This window comes from Veillonella parvula, assembly GCF_032472435.1.
GTDB lineage: Bacteria > Bacillota > Negativicutes > Veillonellales > Veillonellaceae > Veillonella > Veillonella parvula_N.
Genome location: NZ_JAWEGM010000001.1, coordinates 569,783 through 594,098, shown reverse-complemented (window position 1 = coordinate 594,098; position 24,316 = coordinate 569,783). Strand labels below are relative to the sequence as shown.

At 37.8% G+C, this 24,316-nt stretch carries 20 protein-coding genes; 18 read left to right on the top strand and 2 right to left on the bottom strand.

What is annotated here, in order from left to right; translation table 11 throughout:
• Window positions 1-10: 10 nt before the first annotated feature.
• The 17 genes from E7A03_RS02765 (at window position 11) to ade (ending at window position 18,687) form a co-directional block, all read left to right on the top strand.
• On the top strand, window positions 11-1,030 hold the full coding sequence (locus E7A03_RS02765; RefSeq protein ID WP_004697170.1) for a glycosyltransferase family 9 protein: 1,020 nt from the start codon (window positions 11-13) through the stop codon (window positions 1,028-1,030).
• Window positions 1,030-2,070, top strand: coding sequence for a glycosyltransferase family 9 protein (locus E7A03_RS02760; RefSeq protein ID WP_156697498.1), 1,041 nt, complete (start codon window positions 1,030-1,032; stop codon window positions 2,068-2,070). Before E7A03_RS02765 ends, E7A03_RS02760 begins: the two co-directional genes overlap by 1 nt.
• A gap of 4 nt (window positions 2,071-2,074) precedes the next feature.
• Complete coding sequence (locus tag E7A03_RS02755) at window positions 2,075-3,058, top strand: 3'-5' exonuclease (RefSeq protein WP_156697499.1); 984 nt, start codon at window positions 2,075-2,077, stop codon at window positions 3,056-3,058.
• Between the two features lie 71 nt (window positions 3,059-3,129).
• Complete coding sequence (locus E7A03_RS02750) at window positions 3,130-4,521, top strand: aminopeptidase (RefSeq protein ID WP_316073648.1); 1,392 nt, start codon at window positions 3,130-3,132, stop codon at window positions 4,519-4,521.
• A gap of 50 nt (window positions 4,522-4,571) precedes the next feature.
• Complete coding sequence (locus tag E7A03_RS02745; protein ID WP_004692986.1) at window positions 4,572-4,949, top strand: hypothetical protein; 378 nt, start codon at window positions 4,572-4,574, stop codon at window positions 4,947-4,949.
• Between the two features lie 131 nt (window positions 4,950-5,080).
• Window positions 5,081-6,058, top strand: coding sequence for an ABC transporter substrate-binding protein (locus E7A03_RS02740; RefSeq protein WP_004692987.1), 978 nt, complete (start codon window positions 5,081-5,083; stop codon window positions 6,056-6,058).
• Window positions 6,059-6,084: 26 nt separating this feature from the next.
• Window positions 6,085-7,065 carry an ABC transporter substrate-binding protein gene (locus E7A03_RS02735; RefSeq protein ID WP_155086254.1) on the top strand — a complete coding sequence of 327 codons (981 nt, stop codon included), beginning with the start codon at window positions 6,085-6,087 and terminating at the stop codon, window positions 7,063-7,065.
• 11 nt (window positions 7,066-7,076) lie between these two features.
• Window positions 7,077-7,949 carry an ABC transporter permease gene (locus tag E7A03_RS02730; protein ID WP_004697183.1) on the top strand — a complete coding sequence of 291 codons (873 nt, stop codon included), beginning with the start codon at window positions 7,077-7,079 and terminating at the stop codon, window positions 7,947-7,949.
• 10 nt (window positions 7,950-7,959) lie between these two features.
• Complete coding sequence (locus tag E7A03_RS02725; RefSeq protein WP_004692990.1) at window positions 7,960-8,757, top strand: ABC transporter ATP-binding protein; 798 nt, start codon at window positions 7,960-7,962, stop codon at window positions 8,755-8,757.
• A gap of 171 nt (window positions 8,758-8,928) precedes the next feature.
• Window positions 8,929-9,195, top strand: coding sequence for a 30S ribosomal protein S15 (gene rpsO / locus E7A03_RS02720; protein ID WP_004692991.1), 267 nt, complete (start codon window positions 8,929-8,931; stop codon window positions 9,193-9,195).
• 111 nt (window positions 9,196-9,306) lie between these two features.
• Window positions 9,307-11,376, top strand: a complete 2,070-nt coding sequence (locus E7A03_RS02715) for a polyribonucleotide nucleotidyltransferase (protein WP_287508965.1) — start codon at window positions 9,307-9,309, stop codon at window positions 11,374-11,376.
• A 10-nt stretch (window positions 11,377-11,386) separates the two neighbouring features.
• A complete protein-coding gene (dut, locus tag E7A03_RS02710; protein ID WP_287508964.1) occupies window positions 11,387-11,836 on the top strand; it encodes a dUTP diphosphatase in 450 nt (149 codons plus the stop codon).
• Window positions 11,837-11,982: 146 nt separating this feature from the next.
• Entirely contained in the window at window positions 11,983-13,608 is a 1,626-nt protein-coding gene (locus E7A03_RS02705) for a class I SAM-dependent methyltransferase (RefSeq protein ID WP_287508963.1), read from the top strand.
• Between the two features lie 8 nt (window positions 13,609-13,616).
• A complete protein-coding gene (locus E7A03_RS02700; protein ID WP_101928206.1) occupies window positions 13,617-14,150 on the top strand; it encodes an NUDIX hydrolase in 534 nt (177 codons plus the stop codon).
• 130 nt (window positions 14,151-14,280) lie between these two features.
• The gene (locus tag E7A03_RS02695) at window positions 14,281-15,453 is read left to right on the top strand and encodes a phosphopentomutase (protein WP_278469399.1); all 1,173 of its coding nucleotides are present in this window, start codon (window positions 14,281-14,283) and stop codon (window positions 15,451-15,453) included.
• Between the two features lie 233 nt (window positions 15,454-15,686).
• Window positions 15,687-17,000 (top strand): NCS2 family permease, encoded by a 1,314-nt coding sequence (locus tag E7A03_RS02690; protein ID WP_316073647.1) that lies wholly within the window; start codon window positions 15,687-15,689, stop codon window positions 16,998-17,000.
• Window positions 17,001-17,013: 13 nt separating this feature from the next.
• Entirely contained in the window at window positions 17,014-18,687 is a 1,674-nt protein-coding gene (gene ade / locus E7A03_RS02685) for an adenine deaminase (RefSeq protein WP_278469404.1), read from the top strand.
• A gap of 115 nt (window positions 18,688-18,802) precedes the next feature.
• Here the strand turns inward: ade and E7A03_RS02680 are convergent, their stop codons facing one another.
• Window positions 18,803-21,007 carry an RNA ligase gene (locus E7A03_RS02680; protein ID WP_316073646.1) on the bottom strand — a complete coding sequence of 735 codons (2,205 nt, stop codon included), beginning with the start codon at window positions 21,005-21,007 and terminating at the stop codon, window positions 18,803-18,805.
• Between the two features lie 142 nt (window positions 21,008-21,149).
• Window positions 21,150-21,410: a 30S ribosomal protein S20 gene (gene rpsT, locus E7A03_RS02675; protein ID WP_004692998.1), complete on the bottom strand. Its 261-nt coding sequence runs from the start codon at window positions 21,408-21,410 to the stop codon at window positions 21,150-21,152.
• 267 nt (window positions 21,411-21,677) lie between these two features.
• On the opposite strand from rpsT, the gene polA reads away from it, so the two are divergent.
• The gene (gene polA, locus E7A03_RS02670) at window positions 21,678-24,299 is read left to right on the top strand and encodes a DNA polymerase I (protein WP_316073645.1); all 2,622 of its coding nucleotides are present in this window, start codon (window positions 21,678-21,680) and stop codon (window positions 24,297-24,299) included.
• Window positions 24,300-24,316: the final 17 nt, after the last annotated feature.

Here is a 24,316-nt window from a genome sequence, read left to right as displayed (position 1 = left end):
GGGAGGCTATATGAAAGATTACAAGAATATACTCATCATCAAGATGAGTTCCTTAGGTGATGTAATTCACGCATTGCCTACCTTGTACGCTGTGCGCAAGAATTGGCCTAATGCTCGTATTACATGGGCTATTCATGAGCAATTCGCTAGCCTCTTACCTGGTACACCATGGGTTGATGACGTGATTATCATTGACAAAAAACAACTAAAGAAGCCTACGTATTTATATCAATTGCGCAAGGAGCTACATAGTCGTCATTTTGATATGACCTTAGACCTTCAATGCATCGCTAAAAGTGCTATTGTTTCTTTATTATCTGGTGCCCCTGAAAAATATGGCTACTGGGAGCTTCGTGAGGGCAGTAATCTTGTTAATAAAGCCTTAGTAGGTGAGCATAAATACGACCATGTTATCGAACGGTATCTTGATACTGTACGTGCACTTGGTGGCGAGGTAGAGGAGATTGAATTTCCTATGCCAGCTTACGTTGAGGCTGAGAAATCCATAAAACAAAAGTTGAAATGCCATGGTGTAGATGATGAATATATTGTAGTTGTACCAGGGGCACGATGGATTGTTAAGGAGTGGCCACTTCTAAATTTTGGAGAACTTTGTATTCGTTTATGTGAATCTGGTAAGAAGGTTGTTATTGCCGGTGCTCCTGATGATGTAGATAAAGGTGCTTTCATAGAAAATTATGTAAAACATAAGAATCTCATCAATTTAGTGGGATCTACAACCATGCCTGAACTCATTGAGTTGATTCGTCATTGTCAGATTTTTATTAGTGCCGATACGGGACCATTGCATATTGCAAATGCTTTGAAGCGTCCTTTGATTGCCATGTTTGGTACAACATCACCTAAGCGTACAGGTCCTTATGGTGGTAGTCATGTACATCTCATTATTTCACCTACTTCTAAGGCTACACCTGAGCAACCACTAGTAGATGATCCAGACTGTATGGCACAAATTCCTGTAGACGCGGTATGGTCAGTGTATGAACAAGTACTTGGAAAGGAACTATAATGGAACTAGATTATAAGCGCATTGTGGTAACCTTTTTAATGCATTTAGGCGATGTTATATTAACGACTCCGTTTTTAGAAGTGCTTCGCAAAGCGGCTCCTCATAGTCATATTACGTATGTAATAGATGAAAAATTACAACAAGTAATGGAATATAATCCAAATATTGATGAACTTATTGTTGTAGATAAAAAAGGGCGCCATAATAGCATCTCAGGTCTCAATGAAGTGGCTCGTGAAATCAATGCTAAGGGAAAACCTGACATTGTCATTAATTTACATCCTAATGAGCGTACTTCATATTTAGCCTGGAAGATTCATGCACCTATTACAACTGGTATGAGTCATTTCCTCTTTAGACCATTCATGACAAAGTATACGCGCTTAGATCGTAAAACTCGTCATGCTGCGGATATGTACATTAATGTACTAGAGCAATTAGGTGTAACAGATACTTCTAACTCTGGTTTACATATTGAGACCTGTGAAGAATGGCGCCGTCAGGCTCAAGAGTTTTATTCTGGTCATGGATTAACTGATACTGATATACTCATTGGTTTTAATATCGGTAGCGCCGTTCCTGAGAAACGTTGGCCAGCTGAACGATTTGCTCATGTAGCAGATTACTTTGGTCGTTTAGGTTATAAGACGGTTTTCTTTGGCGGACCTATGGATCTTGAAATGGTGCATCCCGTAGTAGAACAAATGGAAACAAAGCCTATTGTGGCTACCGGAAAATTCCAGTTAGGCCCTTTGGCAGCGGCTATGAGCCGTTGTAATCTATTAATTACTAATGACTCTGGACCAATGCATGTAGGAATTAGTCAAGGTGTGCCAATTGTGGCACTGTATGGTCCATCAAATCCATTCTTTTATGGACCTTATCAAGCTCATGCTGTCGTTTTAGAAACGATGGATTCTTATGAGATTGGTAAAAGCATGAAGAAAATTATTAAAGAAGGAAATTATAAAGGATTATCTGTAATTTCTGAAGAACAGGTTATTAAAGCAGCGGAAACATTGCTTTTAGAATCGAAATAAACATATGAACTATATTGTATTTGATTTAGAATGGAATCAACCCTATAGCAATGATATTAGCTTTATGAAGCGCACAAAAATGCCGTTGACAGGGGAAATCATTCAAATCGGAGCGGTAAAACTGAATGAAAAGATGGACATTATAGATCATTTTACGATGTTCATCAAACCTCAATATCTGCCACGGATGCATAAACATGTGCGTGAGTTGACAGGGATAAGCACCCATGAGCTCAATCATGGTGTGCCATTCAAGACGGCTATGCAGTACTTTCAAAAATGGTGTGGTGATGAATATATGCTGCTTTCTTGGGGATCAGACGATATTCTTATCCTACGCGAAAATCTTATGCTTCATAAGATGAAAGCATTATCTTATGATCAATGGGTAGATGCGCAAATGATTTATTCTTATCAACGCTATGGAACAAATCAGCAGTACTCTGTGGCACATGCTATGGAGGATCTTAATATATCAACGGAGCATCTATCTGCTCATAATGCCTTGCATGATGCAGTCTTTACAGCTCACATTTGTCAGTCTTTAGATATCGCACAAGGAATTTTGCATTATGATCTAATTCGCAAGGAAAGTAGTAATCCTTTCCTATATCCTCCTATTCTTACATTTTTTATGTATGAAAATTTTTCTGAGAAAAAACGTATTGTTCATGATAGAAGAGTACGTATGTCCTTCTGTCCGTACTGTCAAACACGTTTAGAAATGACAAGACCTGAACGATTACAAGGGGATAAGCACCTAGCCATTGGAGTATGTCCTAAACATGGCGATTTTGCGGTGCAACTTAAAGTTGGAAAGTATACGATTAAGTCTGGCAGTAGTAAATTCTATGTTACTAAGGTACTGACCCATTGTACGGATGAAATTCGTTCTCTATATACTCAGAAGTCTGAAATCAATCGCGAAAAAGAGCGAAAATATTTAGAGTATCGTAAGGCGGAACAAGAAAAAGTCCGCCAAAAATAGTTATGTAAATTCAAGTTCATTTTCTGAACTGTACTATATATTAGGATATGAACTTTTAGAAAGGATAGATTATGGAACGTAAATATGCATGGCATAATTATGATGATGCCACTGTGGAAAAAGTATATGCTTTAAGTGATACATATCGTCAATTTTTAGATAATGGTAAAACAGAACGTGAATGCGTTGTACAAGCTGTAGAATTTGCAAAAGCAAAGGGCTACGTAAATCTAAATGACATTATTAAAAGCAATACGTCAATCAAAGCTGGTGATAAGATTTATTACACACATATGGATAAATCTATTGCTTTATTTAATATTGGTACTGATGATATTGAATTGGGTATGAATATTTTAGGTGCTCATATTGATTCTCCACGCATCGATGTAAAGCAAAATCCACAATATGAGGATAGTAATTTAGTATTTTGGGATACTCATTACTATGGAGGTATTAAAAAATATCATTGGGTAGCTATGCCTCTTGCTATTCATGGCGTTGTGGTAAAAACAGATGGTACACATATCAACATTAATATTGGTGATAAGGAAAACGATCCTGTATTCTGCATTACTGACTTGTTACCTCATTTGGGTCAAGAACAAATGCAAAAGAATGCAGCTAAGGTAATTGAAGGGGAAGCTCTTGATTTACTAATCGGTAGTCGTCCAGTTAAAGACGAAGAAAAAGAAGGGGTTACTAAATTTATTAATAACCTGCTTGAAAAAGAGTATGGGTTTATAGAACGCGACTTACTGTCTGCAGAATTAGAAATTGTACCAGCTGGTAAAGCACGTGATATGGGCTTTGATCGTTCCATGATAATGGCGTATGGCCAAGATGACCGCGTGTGCGCTTACACATCCTTGGTAGCAATGCTTGAGGTGGATAATGTAAAGCGTACTACTTGTTGCTTACTTGTAGATAAAGAGGAAATTGGTTCTGTAGGTGCTACAGGCATGCAATCACGTTTCTTTGAAAATGCAGTGGCTGAAATTTTAACACTTATGGGTAAACCTAATTCTGTAAGTGTACGTCGTACGTTAGAGAAATCTCGTATGTTGTCCTCCGATGTAAGTGCAGGCTACGATCCGCTTTATGCATCGGCGTATGAAAAGAAAAATGCTTCTTACCTTGGTATGGGTGTAGTATTTAATAAATTTACAGGCTCTCGTGGTAAAGCTGGTTCTAATGATGCTAATGCTGAGTATATGGGCTTTATTCGTCGTGTCATGGAATCTAACAATGTAACATACCAAACAGCAGAGCTCGGTAAGGTTGATTTAGGTGGTGGTGGCACCATCGCGTACATCATGGCTCTTTATGGTATGAATGTCATCGACTGTGGTGTAGCCGTACTTAGCATGCATGCTCCTTGGGAGGTTACATCTAAGGCTGATATTTACGAGGCTAAACAATGTTATGTGGCGTTCTTAAATGCAGCTGATGAATCAATCTAAGATAATGGGGCTTTCACCAATGGTGAAAGTCCATTCTATGTGAGGTGTATATGAAGCAAACAGAATTAGGCGCAGCTATAGAGTCTGCGAAAGGAGAGGCTACAGAGGTCAAGACTGTAAAGGTAGATATCTTTGACATCCCTGAAACGAAGGTTGAAGAATATATTGCTAATCGTGAAGAGGTAGCAAAAGCAGCAGCGCAGGTTATGAGACCATACTGTGTTACTGTAAAACGTGAAACCTTAGATCCTGAAGAAGGGGAAGCAGTGGTTGGTTACTATGTAACGGGTGAAATTCTAATGTGCGTCATCTTGGACCCATTTGAAGTGCCTGTTATGAAGGTAGCTCTCGATAAAGGGACTCTTAAGGACTATATTTTAGCAGCTAATGATTTAACAGAAGACATGTTAGCGTCTCTTGAAAAGTAAAAGGATTTCGTATCTTAATGTGTTCTATAAATGGACAAATGTAAAATACTTTAACCTGCTACATTGATGTAGTAGATAAATTTGTTTATAATAAAAGTATTATAATCTTTGCAGATAGGAAGGAAATCCCCATGAACTTGAAAAAAGGTATTGCTTTGGCGCTCACAGCGACAGCATTGTTGGCGTTTACAGGCTGTGGCTCAAATGGAACTACATCGAATGGTGAATACAAAGTTGGTGTTGTACAACTGGTAGAACATCCTGCATTAGATGCGGCAAATAAAGGTTTTGTTGATGCGCTAAAAGAAAAAGGTCTAGCAGAAAAGATTACTTTTGATCAACAAAATGCACAAGCAGATCAATCTAATTTGAATAGTATTGCACAACGTTTCGTATCCGATCGGAAAAACTTGATTTTAGCAATTGCTACGCCAGCGGCTCAATCCATGGCGAATGCAACTCATGATATTCCAATCTTAGGTACAGCTATTACTGATTACGAGGCAGCTAAACTTGTTAAATCTAATCAAAAGCCTGGTGGTAATGTGTCTGGTACATCCGACATGAATCCAGTAGAGCAACAAGTAGATTTGATTTTACAAGTAATGCCGAATGCGAAAACAATTGGCACTATTTATAGCTCTAGCGAGGTAAACTCTCAAATTCAAGTGGAGAAGATGAAAGCTTATGCAGCTACAAAAGGCATTAAAGTTGAAGAAGTTACAGTTTCCAATGTAAACGATATTCAACAAGCGGCACAAAATCTAGTATCTCAACGTGTGGATGCAGTTTATGTGCCAACAGATAATGTGGTAGCTTCAGCGATGAGCAATCTTGTAGCTATTACCGATCCAGCAAAAATTCCTGTGTTTGGCGGTGAAGATAACCACGTAAAAGGTGGGGCAGTTATGTCCTTGTCTGTAGATTACTACAAACTCGGGTACCAAACCGGCTTAATGGCAGCTAAAATTTTAACTGGTGAAGCTAAAGTTGAAGATATGCCTATCGAAATGCAGAAAGAATTTAAATTAGTTGTGGGAAAAGATAAATTAGAAAAATTGGGCATCACCTTACCAGAGGATTTGATGAACAAGGCGACTATGATTTAATACATATCTGGTAAGGAGTTTTATACATGAACTGGAAAAAAAGTATTGCAGTGGCACTTAGTGCCATCGCTGTTATGGCAATGGTAGCAGGTTGTGGTTCCAATACCGCAACTAATGACCAAAAGAAAATTGGTGTTATTCAATTAGTAGAACATCCATCTCTTGATGCTGCTAATAAAGGCTTCGTAGATGGTTTAGCAGCTAAAGGATATAAGGATGGTCAAAATATTAAAATTGACCAACAAAATGCACAGGCCGATCAATCTAATTTAAATAGTATTGCACAACGTTTCGTATCTGATAAAAAAGATTTAGTATTAGCTATTGCAACGCCTGCGGCTCAGACGATGGCAAATGCTTCTCATGACATGCCAATCATGGGTACAGCTATTACAGACTACGTGACAGCTAAACTCGTTCAATCTAACGAACACCCTGGTGGTAATGTATCTGGTACATCCGATATGACACCTGTTGAAAAAGAGGTTGATCTTATCATAGCATTAGTACCGAATGTAAAGCGCATTGGTGCCATTTATACATCCTCTGAAATCAACTCCCAATTGCAAGTTGAAAAAATGAAAGCGTATGCTGCTACAAAAGGTATTACTGTTGTAGAAGCAACTGTTTCCAATGTAAATGATATTCAACAAGCGGCTACCAATCTTGTAAATCAAGATGTACAAGCTATTTATACGCCAACAGATAATGTATTGGCATCCGCTATGGCTAACTTAGCACAAATTACAGATGCTGCTAAAATTCCAGTATTTGCTGCCGATGAAGGTATGACAATGACTGGTGGTGTAGCAACGTATTCTGTTGATTACTATCAATTGGGTTATCAAACAGGTTTAATGGCTGCTAAAGTTCTTGCAGGAGAAGCAAAAATTGCAGACTTAGCTATTGAGACACAAAAAGAGATTAAGTTAACTGTTAACGAAGAACGTGCTAAAAAATTAGGTATTACGATTCCTGAGGCTCTTCGTAAAGATATGAAACAATAGAGGAGAATTTGATGTTAGATTTAGTGGTAGGCACCATAACCACAGGCCTTTTATGGTCTTTGTTAGCGGTCGGCGTATTCATAACCTTCCGTGTATTAGATGTGGCTGACTTAACTGTGGAAGGTACGTTCCCAATGGGGGCAGCCATTTCTGCTATTTTAATTACAAGTGGTATGAATCCAATCCTTTCCATTTTACTTGCCGGTGTGGGTGGTATGATAGCCGGTGCTGTAACAGGTTGGATACATACAAAATTAAAAATTCCAGCATTATTGGCCGGTATTTTGACAATGATTGCACTGTACTCTGTAAACCTTCACATCATGGGCAAAGCTAATGTATCTTTGCTTCGAATGGATACAATTTATACGATTCTTGGTGGATTTTTCCATACGCCGAATATGTGGTCTGCAGCTATCGTAGGTATTATCGTTGCTGTAGTTGTATGTTTGCTCTTATTTTGGTTCTTCGGTACCGAAATTGGTACAGCCTTACGTGCTACAGGTGTTAACCCTCAAATGATTCGCGCTCAAGGCGTAAATACTGATAATATGATCGTTCTTGGTCTTTTGATTTCCAATGGCTTTGTTGGTATGTCTGGAGCTCTTATCGGTCAATTCCAAGGCTTTGCTGATGTAGGCATGGGTATTGGTACCATCGTTATTGGTTTGGCTTCTGTAATCATCGGTGAAGTAGTATTTGGTACGAAATCCTTCGTACGCAGTCTCATCGCTGTAGTACTTGGTTCTATAGTATATCGTATCGTTATTGCTGCCGTTCTCTACATGGGTATGCCACCAAATGATTTGAAATTATTCACTGCAATTCTTGTTGCCATAGCGCTTTCCTTACCTACATTGAAAGCAAAATGGTTGGCTCGTTAAGGAGGACACTATGTTAGAAGTAAAAAATATGGTAAAAACCTTCTTTAAGGGCACAATTAATGAAAAGACTGCATTACAAGGCATCAACCTTCGCCTAGAAGAAGGAGATTTCTGTACTGTAATCGGTGGCAATGGTGCTGGTAAAAGTACTTTACTAAACTCCATCGCCGGTGTATTCCCAGTAGATGAAGGATCCATTACAATTAATGATATTGATGTAACAAAAATGCCAGAATACAAGCGTGCTAAATACATTGGCCGTGTATTTCAAGATCCTATGGTAGGTACTGCTGGTAATATGCAAATTGAAGAAAACTTGATTCTTGCTATGCGCCGTGGTAAAAGCTTAGGTCTTAAATGGGCTTTCAAAGATAGCGAACAAGCATTCTTTAAGGAACGCCTTGCATTATTAGGTTTAGGACTTGAAGAACGTTTATCTGCTCGTATGGGCCTACTATCTGGTGGTCAACGCCAATCTATTACATTATTAATGGCTACCATGCTTCGTCCAGAGCTTTTGCTATTGGATGAGCATACTGCGGCACTTGACCCTAAGACTGCAGAAAATGTATTGCAACTAACAGATAAACTTGTTGCAGAGCATAATCTAACAACTCTTATGATTACTCATAATATGCGTGATGCATTGCGCTTTGGTAATCGCCTCATCATGATGGACGCTGGTCGAATTATCTATGATGTAAAAGGAGAAGAAAAGAAACAATTAACTGTTGCGGACTTACTTCAAAAGTTTGAGGTAGCTGGTGAAAATGCACTGAGCGACCGCATGGTGCTAGGTGCTAAATAATAGAAGGAAGTTCTAATCTATCTTTTGTTCAATTACTGTATTTTTGCTTTACAAGATAGGGCAGATACTGTATACTAAATTAGGTCGTAAGACATATCGTAAGCGAAGTATTCGATTCTCCAACGGTTACTTAAGCTTATCGGGATTATAATTTTTTAGGAGGTAACATTAATGTTAACTACAGAAGCTAAATTAGCAGTAATTAAAGAATACGCTACTCATGAAGGTGACACTGGTTCTCCAGAAGTACAAGTTGCGATTTTAACAAGTCGCATTCAATACTTAACTGAGCACTTGAAAGAGCACAAAAAAGACCATCATTCCCGTCGTGGTTTGTTGAAATTGGTTGGTCAACGCCGTAACATGCTCGACTACCTTCGTCGTAAAGATATCGAACGTTATCGTTCTCTTATCGAACGCCTTGGTCTTCGTAAATAATAAAAAAAGCCGTCCTAAAGGACGGCTTTTTTATTTTGAATTGGCTATTTAGCTTTAATTGATATATAATTAGAAGGTATACATATAAGAAGATTTTTAGGAGGAATAGGAATGGAACAATTCCAAATGGACCTAGCTGGTCGTACGCTTACGATTGAGACTGGGGAACTTGCAAAACAAGCTGGCGGTGCCGTAATGGTTGGTTATGGCGATACTCGTGTACTCGTTACTGCTACAGGCTCTAAAGAGGCGAAGGATATTGACTTCTTCCCACTTACAGTAGACTATGAAGAAAAAATGTATGCTGTTGGTCGTTTACCAGGGGGGTTCATTAAACGTGAAGCACGTCCACCTGAGTCTGCGATTTTGAATAGCCGTTTGATTGACCGTCCTATTCGTCCATTATTTAATAAAGGTGTACGTAACGAAGTACACGTAGTAGCAACAGTTATGTCTGTGGACCAAGATTGTGATCCAGCCATTTGTGGTATGATTGGTGCTTCTGCGGCATTGTCTATTTCTGATGTTCCTTGGAATGGTCCTATTGCAGGCGTTCGTATGGGACGTATCAATGGTGAATTTGTTGTAAATCCAACGAAAGCACAATTTGAAGAAACAGATCTTAATATCGTTGTAGCTGGTACTAAAGATGCTATCCTCATGGTTGAAGGTGGCGCTGAAGAAGTACCGGAAGATATCATTCTTGAAGTTATCATGGCAGCTCACGAAGAAATCAAAAAAATCGTAGCATTCCAAGAAGATATGACTGCAAAAGTAGGTAAGGAAAAACGCATATTTGAATGTAAAGATGTTCCAGCTGAAATTAGTGATGCAGTTCGTGCCTATGGTCATGATAAACTTGATGCTGCAGTTCGTTGTGCAGATAAACAACAACGTGATGCACAAGAAAATGAAGTACGTGCAGATGTATTAGCTCACTTTGAAGAAATATACCCAGATAACTTGGCTGATGTAAATAAAGCATTTGATGCAATGACAAAAGAAATCGTGCGTCATATGATTACTGTTGAAAAAATCCGTCCAGATGGTCGTCAACTTGATGAAGTTCGTCCAATCTCTTGTCGTACAGGCGTATTACCTCGTACACATGGCTCTGGCTTGTTTACACGTGGTCAAACTCAAGTGTTGAATGTCACAACAGTAGCGCCTTTATCTGAAAAACAAACTATCGATGGTCTTGGTGTTGAAACTGAAAAACGTTATATCCATCATTATAATTTCCCATCTTTCTCCGTAGGGGAAACTCGTTCTTCCCGTGGCCCTGGGCGTCGTGAAATTGGTCATGGTGCGTTGGCCGAACGCGCGTTGGTACCTGTGATTCCAAGTGAAGAGGATTTCCCATATGCTTTGCGTTTAGTATCTGAAGTATTGGAATCTAATGGTTCTAGCTCCATGGCTTCCGTATGTGGGTCTACATTATCTTTGATGGATGCGGGTGTACCTATTAAAGCGCCTGTAGCGGGTATCGCTATGGGTCTTGTAACTCAAGGGGAACACTATACAATTTTAACAGATATTCAAGGCATGGAAGATGCTCTTGGAGATATGGACTTTAAAGTTGCTGGTACAGCTAAAGGCGTAACAGCAATTCAAATGGATATCAAGATTTCTGGATTATCCCGTGAAATCCTTCAAGAAGCATTAGAACAAGCTCACAAAGGCCGTATGCATATCATGGGCATCATGCTTGATACAATTGCTGAACCACGTCAACAAATGTCCCAATACGCTCCACGTATTATTACAATGAAAATTGATCCTGATAAGATTCGTGACGTAATCGGTTCTGGCGGTAAAGTAATTCGCAGTATCATCGAAGAAACAGGCGCTAAAATCGACATCGAAGATGATGGTACAGTATTTATCGCTTCTGTAGAACAAGAAGGGGCTGCGAAAGCTCAAGAAATTATCACAAACCTTACTAAAGAGGTTGAAGTAGGTGAAGTATATCTTGGTAAAGTAACTCGTCTAATGGCTTTTGGCGCATTTGTAGAAGTATTACCAGGTAAGGAAGGTCTTGTACATATTTCCAAACTTGCGAAAGAACGCGTTGAAAATGTAGAAGACGTAGTAAGTGTAGGGGATGAAATCATGGTAAAAGTTATCGAGATCGATAAACAAGGCCGTGTAAACTTATCCCGTAAAGATTGTTTAAAATAAGAGGTGTTACATGGATATTCGTGGCTTTGAAGTAGTTTCTGCTTTTGAAGAACAAGATATCAACTTACCAACACGTAAAACAACTGAAAGCGCAGGCTATGATATTGAATGTGCTGAAGCTGTTACATTAGAACCAGGCCAAGTAGTGCTCGTTCCGACAGGTATTAAAGCTTTCATGGCGTACGACGAATACCTTGCCATTCACATCCGATCTAGCATGGCTATTAAACGCCATTTAGCACTAGTGAATAGCACAGGTATCATTGATAGTGATTACTACAACAATGAGGACAACGAAGGTCATATTATGATTGCCCTTCTAAACTTTGGCAATGAACCAGTTACCCTTGAAAAAGGCGAACGCGTTGCTCAAGGTATATTCTCTAAATACCTTATTACAAATGATGATGACGCTACAGGTGTAAGAACTGGTGGCATTGGAAGCACCGGGACTATGTAAATAATTTATGCTTTTGTATAAACTAGTAAAAACCGCTCAACTTTGTTGGGCGGTTTTTGTGTGTTTATTTCTCTCCTCAGCTGTAATTATTATCAATAATACTATATAATAATTATTATAGTTAGTAGAACAATTCGGGAGGCTTTATGAAACAGGAGTCAAAACAAAAAAAGAACGTAGGTACATCAGTTATGGGGAATGACATTGAGACTACACAAAATACTATGCATTTATTGGATGAGAATAAGGTTCTTAAAAAGAGTTATGAAGATGTAGTATATATATCTCAACCTTTTGGGGCAACCTCATTGAACACATTAGCAGCGCGAGCTTTGTTATTTGGATTAAATCCTGTATCTTTAAAAAAGGCTCGTGTCCTTGAGCTCGGATGTTCGTTTGGTGGAAATATTATTTCCCAAGCTTTATATTATCCTGAAGCATCTTTTACGGGCATCGATTTATCGTTTTCCCAGATTAAGATGGGAAATGAACTGATTGCGTCGATGGGACTTACCAATATACATTTGATTGAGAAGGATATTCTAGATATTGATGAATCGTTCGGCACTTTTGACTATATTATTGTACATGGTATTTGGTCCTGGGTTCCAGATGTGGTAAAAGATAAAATTCTATCTATCTGCAATAAGAATTTATCCGACAACGGTGTAGCTTATGTATCGTATAATACGTATCCTGGATGGAAACGATTAGAGCAGTATCGAGAAATCATGCAATATGCAGAGCAAAAAGAGTTAGAGCTACCGTTGATGGAACGGACTTTATATACGAAGAATATATTGAAACTTGTAGCTGATACGATGGGGATGGATAATCGGATAAGTCAAAAAGCGAGCTATAAAATTGATAATATCCAAAATGTGTTAAGCTCTAACGATTATTATGTGGCCCATGAATATTTAGAGCCTTTTAATGATCCTGTATATGTACATGAATTTATAAAACGTGCCAATGACCAAGATTGTGCATATATAGGGGATGTATTTCTTTCACGATCTTTCATAAGTTGGTTACCAGAGGATATTCATGATAATATAGCTCAATTGGCAAATGATGATTATATTGCAAAAGAGCAATATTATGATTACATTTATGATACGCAGTTTAGAATGTCCCTGTTAACGAAAAATAAACATACTAAAAAGATTGTTCGTAATGAACGAGTTAGTATAGATGTATTATCAAAATTATATTATTGCAGCGTTGTTAATACAGGTATTCCTTCCAATATGACGGATAGTATCCATATTGCTATTAAAGAGGTTATGGATCGGGGTGATATATTTACTATTCAGGATATAGTAGATCATATACATAGAAAGCTACCTGGTTATACTATAGAAATGGACAGAGTTTATTCTCGTTTACTATATTTAATTATTGTAGATAATCTTGATATGTATGCCGAACCATATGAAAGAGTTGCTTTTGAAGATAATAAGGTGTATATACCTCAACGTTTTATAGATTTTATTTCTACTATAGTAGAAAAGGAAGGCAGCTCCTATATTGGTATAGGCGACATGTACAATAAAGTACAACAAGATATAGATAATGGATTTCTTTTTGTAATAAAGCAAATGGTGGAGCCTACAACAAGAGAAAAGATTCTTGCTATTATGGATGACAATATTACAGTTCAGCGTCATACGCGGGATAATATTGATTTTATTGTTCCTAATAAAGTGTATTTAGAGGAAATTTTACAACGTATAAGAATGCTCGGGTTTTTACATAAAATAGAAGATTAGAGGTATATATGGCAATTAGTAAGGAAATTCAGAAATCCAGTGAAATGAAATTTAACGGTAAGTTGATTCAAGTTACCTATGATATAGCCGATGTGAACGGAAAGGATGCATGGCGTGAGGTTGTGCATCATCCGGGTGCTACAGCGATTGTGGCAGTAACAGAGGATAATAAGATTGTTATGGAACGTCAATTTAGATATGCTTTGCAACAGACGCTACTGGAGGTACCAGCAGGAAAATTGGATCCAAATGAAGAACCGATTGTTTGTGCTAAACGGGAGCTTGCTGAGGAAACCGGCTATCGTGCAGCTCAATGGATTTCGTTAGGGACAATTGCTACGAGTCCTGGTTTCTGCAATGAAGTATTACATTTATATCTTGCGAAGGACCTTACCATGGGGGAAACTAATTGGGATCCTGATGAATATGTAGAGTTAGAATACTACACATTGCCAGAACTATTGGAGGTTATCAAGAATGAGACTATTAAGGATAGCAAATCTTTGGCGGCCCTTATGCTTGCTATGCCATATCTTAAGTAAGTTTTAGAAATTTTATCTCTCAATATATTATGTATTTTATTAATTCATATTGATGATTTTAACTGTAATATGTTACAAAGTATTTTTACATTATATGAGTAACTAATCTCATATAGATTTAGGAGTACATATGTATAATCGAATTATTCTACTAGTAATGGACAGTGTCGGCGTAGGATATGCAGCTGATGCGATTAAATTTGGCGATGAAGGTTCGAATACATTGGGACATATCGAAGCTGTAGCAGGACCTATTCGCTGCCCAAATTTAAAATCCATAGGTTTAGCTAATATTGCCGATATTTCAGCGTTTGATGAGCCTGTTATTGGTGCTTATGGTCGTATGGCGGAAATGAGTACCGGTAAAGATACGACAAGCGGACATTGGGAGATGATGGGGCATCCTGTAACGGTACCATTTCCGACATTTTATGAAGGATTTCCTAAGGAATTGATGGATACTTTCACGAAGGAAACGGGTTATGGCTTTCTTGGTAATGAGGTAGCATCTGGTACAGAAATTATTGAACGCCTCGGAGAAGAACATATAAGAACAGGTAAGCCAATCGTTTATACATCGGCGGATTCTGTTTTTCAAATCGCTGCTCATGAGGATATCATTCCTTTAGAAGAGTTGTATCGCATGTGTCAAATTACACGTGATAAGGTATGTGTCGGTGATTATTATGTGGGGCGTATCATAGCTCGACCTTTTGTTGGTACACCAGGGCATTTTGTACGTACTTCAAATCGTCATGACTATAGTCGCATGCCTGAAAAGAAAATGGTGCAACAAGAGTTACAAGACGCAAACATTCCGACAGTGGCAGTTGGCAAAATCGGCGATATTTATGCTCATGTTGGCTGGGATGCATCATATCCGACAAAGTCTAACGCGCATGGTATGAACGTAGTTCCTTATCTATTGGGCCAAAGCTTTGCACGGGGGTTCATGATGGTCAACCTTGTTGAATTTGATAGTCTGTACGGTCATCGGCGTAATGTAGAAGGGTATAAGCGTGCTATTGAAGACTTTGATTACCAATTAGGTGGTTTGTTGGACTTGCTTAAAGATGACGATTTACTTCTTATCACCGCAGATCATGGGAATGATCCGACTTGGAAAGGTACAGACCATACGAGAGAAATGGTGCCTTTGCTAGCTTATAGTCCAAGTATGAGTCATTCAGTAGCTTTGGGTGATAGACATAGTTTTGCGGACATAGGTGAAACAGTATTACAAAACTTTGGATTGAAACAATGGGGGATTGGCTCTTCATTTTTAGATTCCCTGAAGGGATAAATCTAGAATTTATATTTATTTAGAGTTGAATAGATTTACATTATTGATTTTATAAATGATTACATATGCGAAATACCGCAGTATATATTTACTTTAATTGAGTTAAATACATACTGCGGTATTTTTTTATAGAGTAGATTTTAATAAAGAACAGGAAATTCTTACTTATATGTGGAAATATATAAGTATAGGAGAATACGCCCATGATTGTAAGTACGAGAGGAGGAATTATTATGAGAGAACAAGTTCAAGGTAGTGTATGGGACAAAGTATTCAAAATATCAGAACGAGGCTCATCCGTATCGAGAGAGTTATTTGCGGGAGCCACTACATTTCTTTGCGTTTCTTATGTATTAGCTGTAAATTCTGCTATTCTTGGCGCTGCCGGTATGGATGTAGGCGCCGTATTCACGGCAACGGCTGTTAGTGCTATCATTATGACATTATTGCTAGCTTTGTATAGCAATATGCCATTCGCCGGCTTATCCGGTATGGGTATCAATGCATTTTTTGCTTACACTATTGTGGTCCAAATGGGACATAGCTTTGCCTTTGCGTTAACGGCTCAATTAATCGCAGGTTTAGCATTTTTACTAATCGCAGTTACACCGTTAAAAGAATATCTGTTTAATGCCATACCTCATACAATTAAATTGGCTGTAACAGCGGGTATCGGCTTGTTTATCGCTCTCATTGGTCTTAGTAGTGCTGGGCTTATCGTCAGCAATCCTGCTACTATTGTGAGCATTGGGGACTTACAGGCACCATCTAGCTTGATATCCATTTTGGGAATCATATTAATCGCCGTTTTTACGGGACGCAATGTAAAAGGAGGAATATTTCTAGCCGTTATCATTGCTGCGGTTGTTGGGTTCTTCTGTGGGATTACAAAGTTGCCGTCGACGATATTTTCTATGCCACCATCGTTGGCACCGATTTGGTTTCATTATGATATGAGCGAACTTTTATCTGTAGATATGGTATTTGTGGCCTTTACGTTCTTGTTCGTTAATTTATTTAATGTAGTTGGCGTATTGATTGGTCTTACAAATCAAGCTGAGGTGCCTCAAGATAAACAGTTGGGCGTACAAAGCTCTTGTATGAAAGTATCTGCATTAGGTACTATCATTGGTAGTGCACTAGGTACATCTCCTCATATCGTAGCGGTTGAATCGGCAGCAGGTATCGCAGAGGGAGGCCGTACAGGCTTGACCGCTTTAACTATTGCAGGACTCTTTATAGCATCCTTATTTTTAGCGCCGTTACTCATGGTTATTCCTGTAGCGGCTACTGCTCCGGTACTTATCGTAGTAGGTCTATTTATGATGGCCTCTGTTAAAGATATAAACTTCGGTGATATTTCTGAAGGATTACCAGCATTTTTAACTATAATCATGATGCCTTTTGCTTATTCCATAGGTGTAGGTATTGAATGGGGTCTCATCAGTTATGTATTAATTAAGGTTTTGACTGGGAAATATCGAGATGTTTCCGGTGTCATGTATTTCTTGGCACTTATTTTCATTTTGAAAGAAATCTTTATGTAAGGAGGATCCTTATATGATACAATTTAATGAAAAAATTTCTCGACAGGCACAGGGGTTGGATAAGGCTACTGTCGTATTAAAGGGGGCATCTGTTTTAAATGTATTTACTGATGAATGGGTAAAAGCGGATGTTGCGATTCATGATGATACGATTATAGGCGTTGGTACCTATAGCGGTGAAACAGAATATGATTACAGCGGTAAATATATTGTGCCCGGATTTATAGACAGCCATCTCCATCTGGAATCAACCTTGGTAAATCCGAAAGAACTCGTATTTGAGGCCTCTCAAGTGGGAACGTTAGGATTTATTGTAGACCCTCATGAAGCCGGTAATGTAGCGGGTATTGCAGGTGTTGAGTACATGATCAATGAAACTGCATCGGCTCAAGGTGATGTATATGTTATGGCTCCATCCTGTGTGCCCGCTGTACCAGGTGAAGATAATGGCGCTATTTTAGATGGCGATATGTTACATAAGCTACAAGCTAATCCACGTATTTTAGGATTAGGTGAAGTCATGGACTGTTATAGTGTTATCAATAGTGATCCTTACATGATGAAAAAGTTAGATTACTTTAAAGATACAATTATGGATGGACATATTATTGGACTTTCACCAGAGCAAGTAGCAAGTTATCGTTTGGCAGGCATTACTACAAATCATGAATGTATTTCCTACAAAGAAGCAAAAGAGCAAGTTAAAAATGGTATCTATGTATGGATTCGTGAGGGCAGTGCGGCTCATAATCTAGACTCCATTGTGAAAGGGCTCGTAGAAGAGCAAGGGAATACGGAACGTTATGGTTTCTGTACAGATGATAAACATATTGAGGATATTCGTTCAGAAGGCCATATCAGCTATAATATTCGTCGTTCTATTGAACTGGGACTGACACCAATCCAAGCTTATAAAATGGCCTCCACTCATCCGGCATCATGCTACGGTTTGAAACATTTAGGCGCTATTGCACCCGGCTATAGTGCTAATCTTGTAATTCTTAATGATGAACAACGCGTAGATATTCACGAGGTGTTTTATAAAGGAAAAATGATTGAACGTGTTCTCGTAAGAGAAGAGAAGGTTGTACCAGCTGAATTACTGCATACGATTAATATAGGTACTTTCACAAAGAATAAATTAGATGTTTTTGTTGAAGGTCCGCAAGCGATTATTAATATCGTACCTGGGCAAATAGTTACACAAAAAACTGTTGAAGAGGTTCCTGTTGAAAATGGACTGTTCAAGCCTAATGCTGAGTACAATAAAATTACTTGTATCGAGCGGTATAAAGCATCTGGTAGAAATGGTATTGGTATTTTGAAAGGCTTCAATTTAAAAAATGGTGCTATTGCGTCATCCTTTGCACATGATTCACATAATCTGATTGTTGTTGGCGACAACGATGCAGATATGATGGTTGCTATTGAGCGTATTCGCGAAATTGGCGGCGGATATGTCATTGCTAGTAAAGGCAAAGTAGTAGAGGAACTAGCTCTTGAAGTAATGGGCTTAATCACAAATCGACCTCACGAAGAAGTAGATGCAAAAGTAGCTAAGATGAAAGATATTGCTTACGGTATGGGCGTGCCGAAAGGCCTAGATCCTTTTATTAATTTGAGTTTCCTTGCATTAACTGTAATTCCAGAAATTAGAATCACTACTACAGGTGTGATGGAGTTCTAGTGTTAAGTTTAATGAAAAGCTAATATAAAAAGGGGCTGTAACAGAATGTGGTTTTACCACATTCTAGTTGCAGTCCCTTTTGCTTTTATCCTTGAAACAGGATGAGTTTATTTAATTATAGCAAGCCTTGATTTTCCATCATATCTTTAATATCAAGTATGGTAGATTTACATACTACATCATAATCTAATGAACCAAGGAAGTCTGCAAATTTAGTGTCATCTTCATTTTTACAGTTTCCATATGGAATTTTACCAAATTTTTGATATGGCTCTAGAATGCGATTTCGTCTGTGCTTCCACGTATTATAATAAGGACCTTTGAATTTAGTCATAAAACCATTGCTATCGACTAATACAAAGCCTTCAGATTCATGGCATGAATTTAGTTCCTCATTTATAATGTCTTGGAGCTCATCCATGGTAGAAATTTGTTGAACTGTTTTAACAATGGAAATCAAGTCAGTGTCATATTTTTGTAAAATTGTATATAGTTCAGCTAATTTTTCTCTAGAGAATGGGACATCTATATGCTTACCATTTACGTCTAGAGTATTTTGAATCATATCAAGCACATAGAGATGGTCTTGGTCGTATTTAATGATATGAGTATCCTCTTGACTGATGACTTCAAATATCATGGAGCAGTTATTACGTGCTAATAAATCTTTGATTTTTGCTTGTAGATTTTCAGGTAATCTATGGAATAGTTTTTTAAATAAATCCACATGTATACCCTCTGTTGTAGATTTAGAGGCAAATACTAATTCTTCGTTGATAACGCCAAGAATAGCAAGGTAACCATTTTCTTTAGTTCTAATTTCAACTGGGAAAGAAAGAGTATTAGCTAGATTATCTAACTCTGTTTCTGGGCGTTCACCAAGATTAAAGAATTTATTATAACTACGTAATTTCACATCTCCTGTAATTCGATCCACAAATAATCCACGAGCGTGTACTGTACTTTCATTCCATAATCGCTTATGGAATACACGAGAGGTAAAGTTCAAGGAATATAGGTTAGGGAAACACTGTTTTACTTTTACTAATTTTGAATTGCCAATAATATTAATATCTTCATTTTGTGTGAAGATGATGTGTTGTGTCATATTTTGGAATTCATGGCGCATATAATCTTTATCATATACATCGTTTTTTATTCCATTTTTTGTGAAAGTATTTGCAGTGATATCGATGTATTTTAGTTCTCCACCAAATTCTACTTCTCCTTCCAAACAGAAGGAGTACTTTCCATCTGGAACACCACGATGACCGTGAATTTGAATGAAGTCCTGACACATGCCTTGTTCGTAATTAGTATCGTAAATATTAGCGATATTTGTTTCGTAAGCTCCAAAACCATTAATAAATGTTGAGGTGGCTATGAAGGTCATATTAGGCACATAGGAGATACCACCATGGGAAACTAAATATTTTTTGCTATGAAAGCTAAAAGGATAACATTGACGAAGTGATTTATAAAAGAGTCGCAGTTCTCGTTGAAGTGATTCCACTTCTTTTTTCGTCATATCCTTTACGATAGGTGCTACCACATCTTTTATAAAGCGTTTAGAACGATCTAAATTTGTATGAAATGCAAAGTTTGCAATATGTCGCTCGTGATTGCCTTCTAACATAATTGTATTAGGGAATGCGCTGAGACGCATCATTTCGTACATCATTTCTTTGTTTTCAATACCGCGTTCTAAATAGTCACCGCAGAAGATGTATAATGTTTTTTCATCCCATGGTGTAATAGTTTGTTGTAATGCGGTGTAGCAACCGTGAATATCACCGATAACACGCACTCGATCATATCTATTTGTTAGATTAACCGTAAAGTAATTGTTGATTTCATCAATAGAGTTAATTTTTTTACAAAACTTTGGTAATGTACTTGTTTTAATCATTTTGTACATACGATGAATGACTTGCTCTGGCACTCGTTTGTAATCGACGCGAGCCGCATTACGGGCCAAGCAATCCTCTAAGGATGTATCTGGTTCATAGTAATATACAGTATATTTATATTTGTTAAGCAATTCTTTGTAAGCATTAACAGCTTTAGATGTAGTGTGGGTAGCATCTAAGACGACAAAGTCGCCATTGATCATTCGTTTTTCTAAACAATCTAGTAGGAGCTTCCATGCTGGACCATTATCCTCTTGTGAAATATACCAGCCATTCTCACCAAGGGAAGGGCTACGTAAAAGCATACGGAAATGATCGGCTTCAAGGGTGTAAGCCTCAAGATTGTTATCACGAATCCACTGAGACTTACCACTAGCAGGAGCACCACGCATTAATAATAGTGTTCTCATAGTAATAGTCCTCTAATCTGCCCATAGGGCGTAATAATATATCTGTATAACAAACGAAAAATATTTTATGATTAAATAGAAAAGGCCATAAAAAAAACAGTCTCAACGGATCCCCGAGAGACTGTCTTGCTTGCTTTTAAAATTATAAAGCGTTTACTTTAGCTGCAAGATTAGATTTTTTGCGAGCTGCAGTGTTTTTATGAAGTACACCTTTGGAGGCTGCTTTATCAATTACGCTAGTAGCATGAACAAGTGCTTGTTTTGCTTCTTCTACTGCGCCTGCTTGAACAGCTTCAACGGTTTTACGAGCTGCTGTACGAATTTGAGATTTTACAGCGGCATTTTTCGCACGACGTTCAGCATCCGTTTTTACGCTTCTAATACTGGATTTAATGTTTGGCAATTGAGTCACCTCCTTAAAAATCGTTTCTTATACCTGAATGATTATATCATACCAAATATTGATACGCAAGGACTTTTCAGCCCAATATTTTCCTTAATGACATGATTTATAAAACATATTCTACTGTTTATTTATGAAAGCATATATGTGGTTTTTAAAATTAAATTAATCATTCATTTTATAGTGTAACAATATATTAATTTTTATTTATGAAAGTTAAAAGGGTCCTTATGTTATAATGAAGAATAGAATTAAGTGAGGTGTCTTATGAAAAAATTAATGATTATAGATGGCAGCAGTTTGTTATTTCGCGCATTTTTTGCATTACCACCGTTGAAATCCGCTTTAGGAACACCAACGAATGCAGTATATGGCTTCTTAACGATGCTCATTAAATTGTATGAAGAAATTAATCCTGACTATATTGCCGTAGCTTTTGATAAAGGTCGTCAAACATTCCGTACTGAAATGTATAGTGAATATAAAGGAAATCGTCCAGATGCACCTGAGGATTTGCGTCCACAATTTACTTTAATTCAAGATGTATTAAAAGCATTGGGTATTTGTGTCATCGAAGAAGAAGGCTTTGAAGGGGATGATATTCTTGGATCTTTAAGTAAAAAGTTTGGAGCCCCTGAAATGGCTGTCCAAATTATTACAGGTGACCGCGATAATTTACAGCTTGTAACAGAACATAGTCATGTGTTCTTAACTAAAAAAGGTATTTCTGATATGTTAGAAGTTACTCTAGATAATATGGAGGAGCTTTATGGTTATGGTCCTGATAAGGTTATCGAAATGAAGGCGCTTATGGGTGACTCTTCCGATAATATTCCAGGTGTACCAGGCGTAGGTGAGAAAACAGCGCTTAAATTAATTACCGAATATGGCAATCTTGAATCTGTATACGAACATATTGAAGACATTTCTGGTAAGAAATTAAAAGAGCGTCTCGTAGAGAATAAAGAGTTAGCCTTTTTATCTCGTGAATTAGCAACAATAAAAACAGATATGGAGTTATCTTATAAAGTAGAAGATTTTGTACAAAACTTCCATACCTCTGAAGTACAGCCTTTATTTGAAACTTTAGGCTTCACTAAATTAACACCTCGCATTGTTCAAGTAATGGGGGGCGAGGAAGCAGCTTTTGGAGATCCAGGCTCATTATTTGCACCACAAGAGGAGATTTCCTTAGATGATTTAGCAGATGCTAAAGTATTAACAGCCGACTTCTATAAAGATAAAACGGTAGCAGTACATGTTATATTAGATGGAAAAACACCATTTAGAACGGTAACGAATACGTATCTATCTAATGGTGATACTATTGTAAAAACAGACGATACTAAAGCTGTTTTAGCTGTTTTACAAGGTGCTAAAGCCATCGTTACAACTCAGACCAAGGAGATTATCGAAGCCTTTGGTGCAGATGTGCCAGCTGAGATTTCTTTATTTAATGCTGATAAAACTGCTCGTGTTCACGATATGTCTCTCATTGCGTATTTATTAGATCCTACGCGTACTAATCATGGATATCTATATCTAACTGAGCGCTTCTCTGTACCTAGCATTGCTAGCGGTAGTGTAGATGTAGAATGCGTATCCATGGTGAAAGCATTACTCGCCATGAACGAAGCAGCTTGTGAATCTGCTCGTCGTGAAGAGTTATGGTCTTTATATGAAACGATTGAGTTGCCTTTGATTCATACTTTAGTAGTGATGGAAAAGAATGGTATCTATATCGATACAGAGAAGTTAGCGGAAACAACAACTCGTTTTAAAGAGGAACTAGCCCAAGTACAACAAGAGATTTATGAATTAGCTGGAGAAAATTTCAATATCAATTCACCTAAACAATTGGGTGTAATCTTGTTTGAAAAGATGAACTTGCCAATCATCAAGAAAACTAAGACCGGCTATTCTACAGATGCGGAAGTACTGGATATGCTTCGTCACGAAAGTCCGATTGTTGAAAAAATCTTGGCATACCGTTCTGTTGCTAAATTAGTATCTACCTATTGTGAAGGTTTGGCAGTTCTTATCAATGATAAGACTCGTCGTATTCATACGACTTTCAATCAAATGGTTACGGCTACAGGTCGACTTAGCTCATCTGATCCGAACTTGCAAAATATTCCTGTTCGTACCGAAAAAGGCCGTGAAATTCGTGCCTTATTCTATCCGGGTGCTGGATATGATACATTGGTGAGTGCCGATTACTCCCAAATTGAGTTGCGCATTTTAGCCCATTTATCTGGCGATGAAGCATTGATTAAAGCCTTCGTAGAAGGCAAGGATATTCACCGCTTTACTGCGGCAGAGGTGCTTGGTAAAGCTCAAGATGATGTAACTAGCGAAGAACGTTCTCATGCGAAGGCTATTAACTTCGGTATTATTTACGGTATTTCTGACTTTGGTTTATCTCGTGACCTTGGTATTACACGTGGTGAAGCTAAAAATTATATTGATCTTTATTTTAGCCGTTACCCTAAGGTTAAAGAGTATATGGATCGAATGGTTCAAGAGGCTCATGAAACAGGGAAGGTTCACACTATGTTTGGTCGTCAACGCGAGTTACCTGATATTAATAGTCGTAACTTTAACCGTCGTTCTTTTGCTGAACGGACCGCAATGAATACGCCAATTCAAGGCACTGCCGCAGATATTATTAAGTTAGCCATGAACCAAGTGGAGCAAAAATTAGAAGAACAAAACTTTAAGTCTCGACTTTTATTACAAGTACATGACGAACTAGTGCTTGAAGTAGTGAACTCTGAATTAGAAGCTATAGAAGAATTATTGCGTAGTACAATGCAATCTGTTGTAGAGCTACAAGTACCTCTTATTGTAGACGTACATCATGCAGAAAACTGGGCATTAGTAAAGTAATATGTGTTTATAATTAA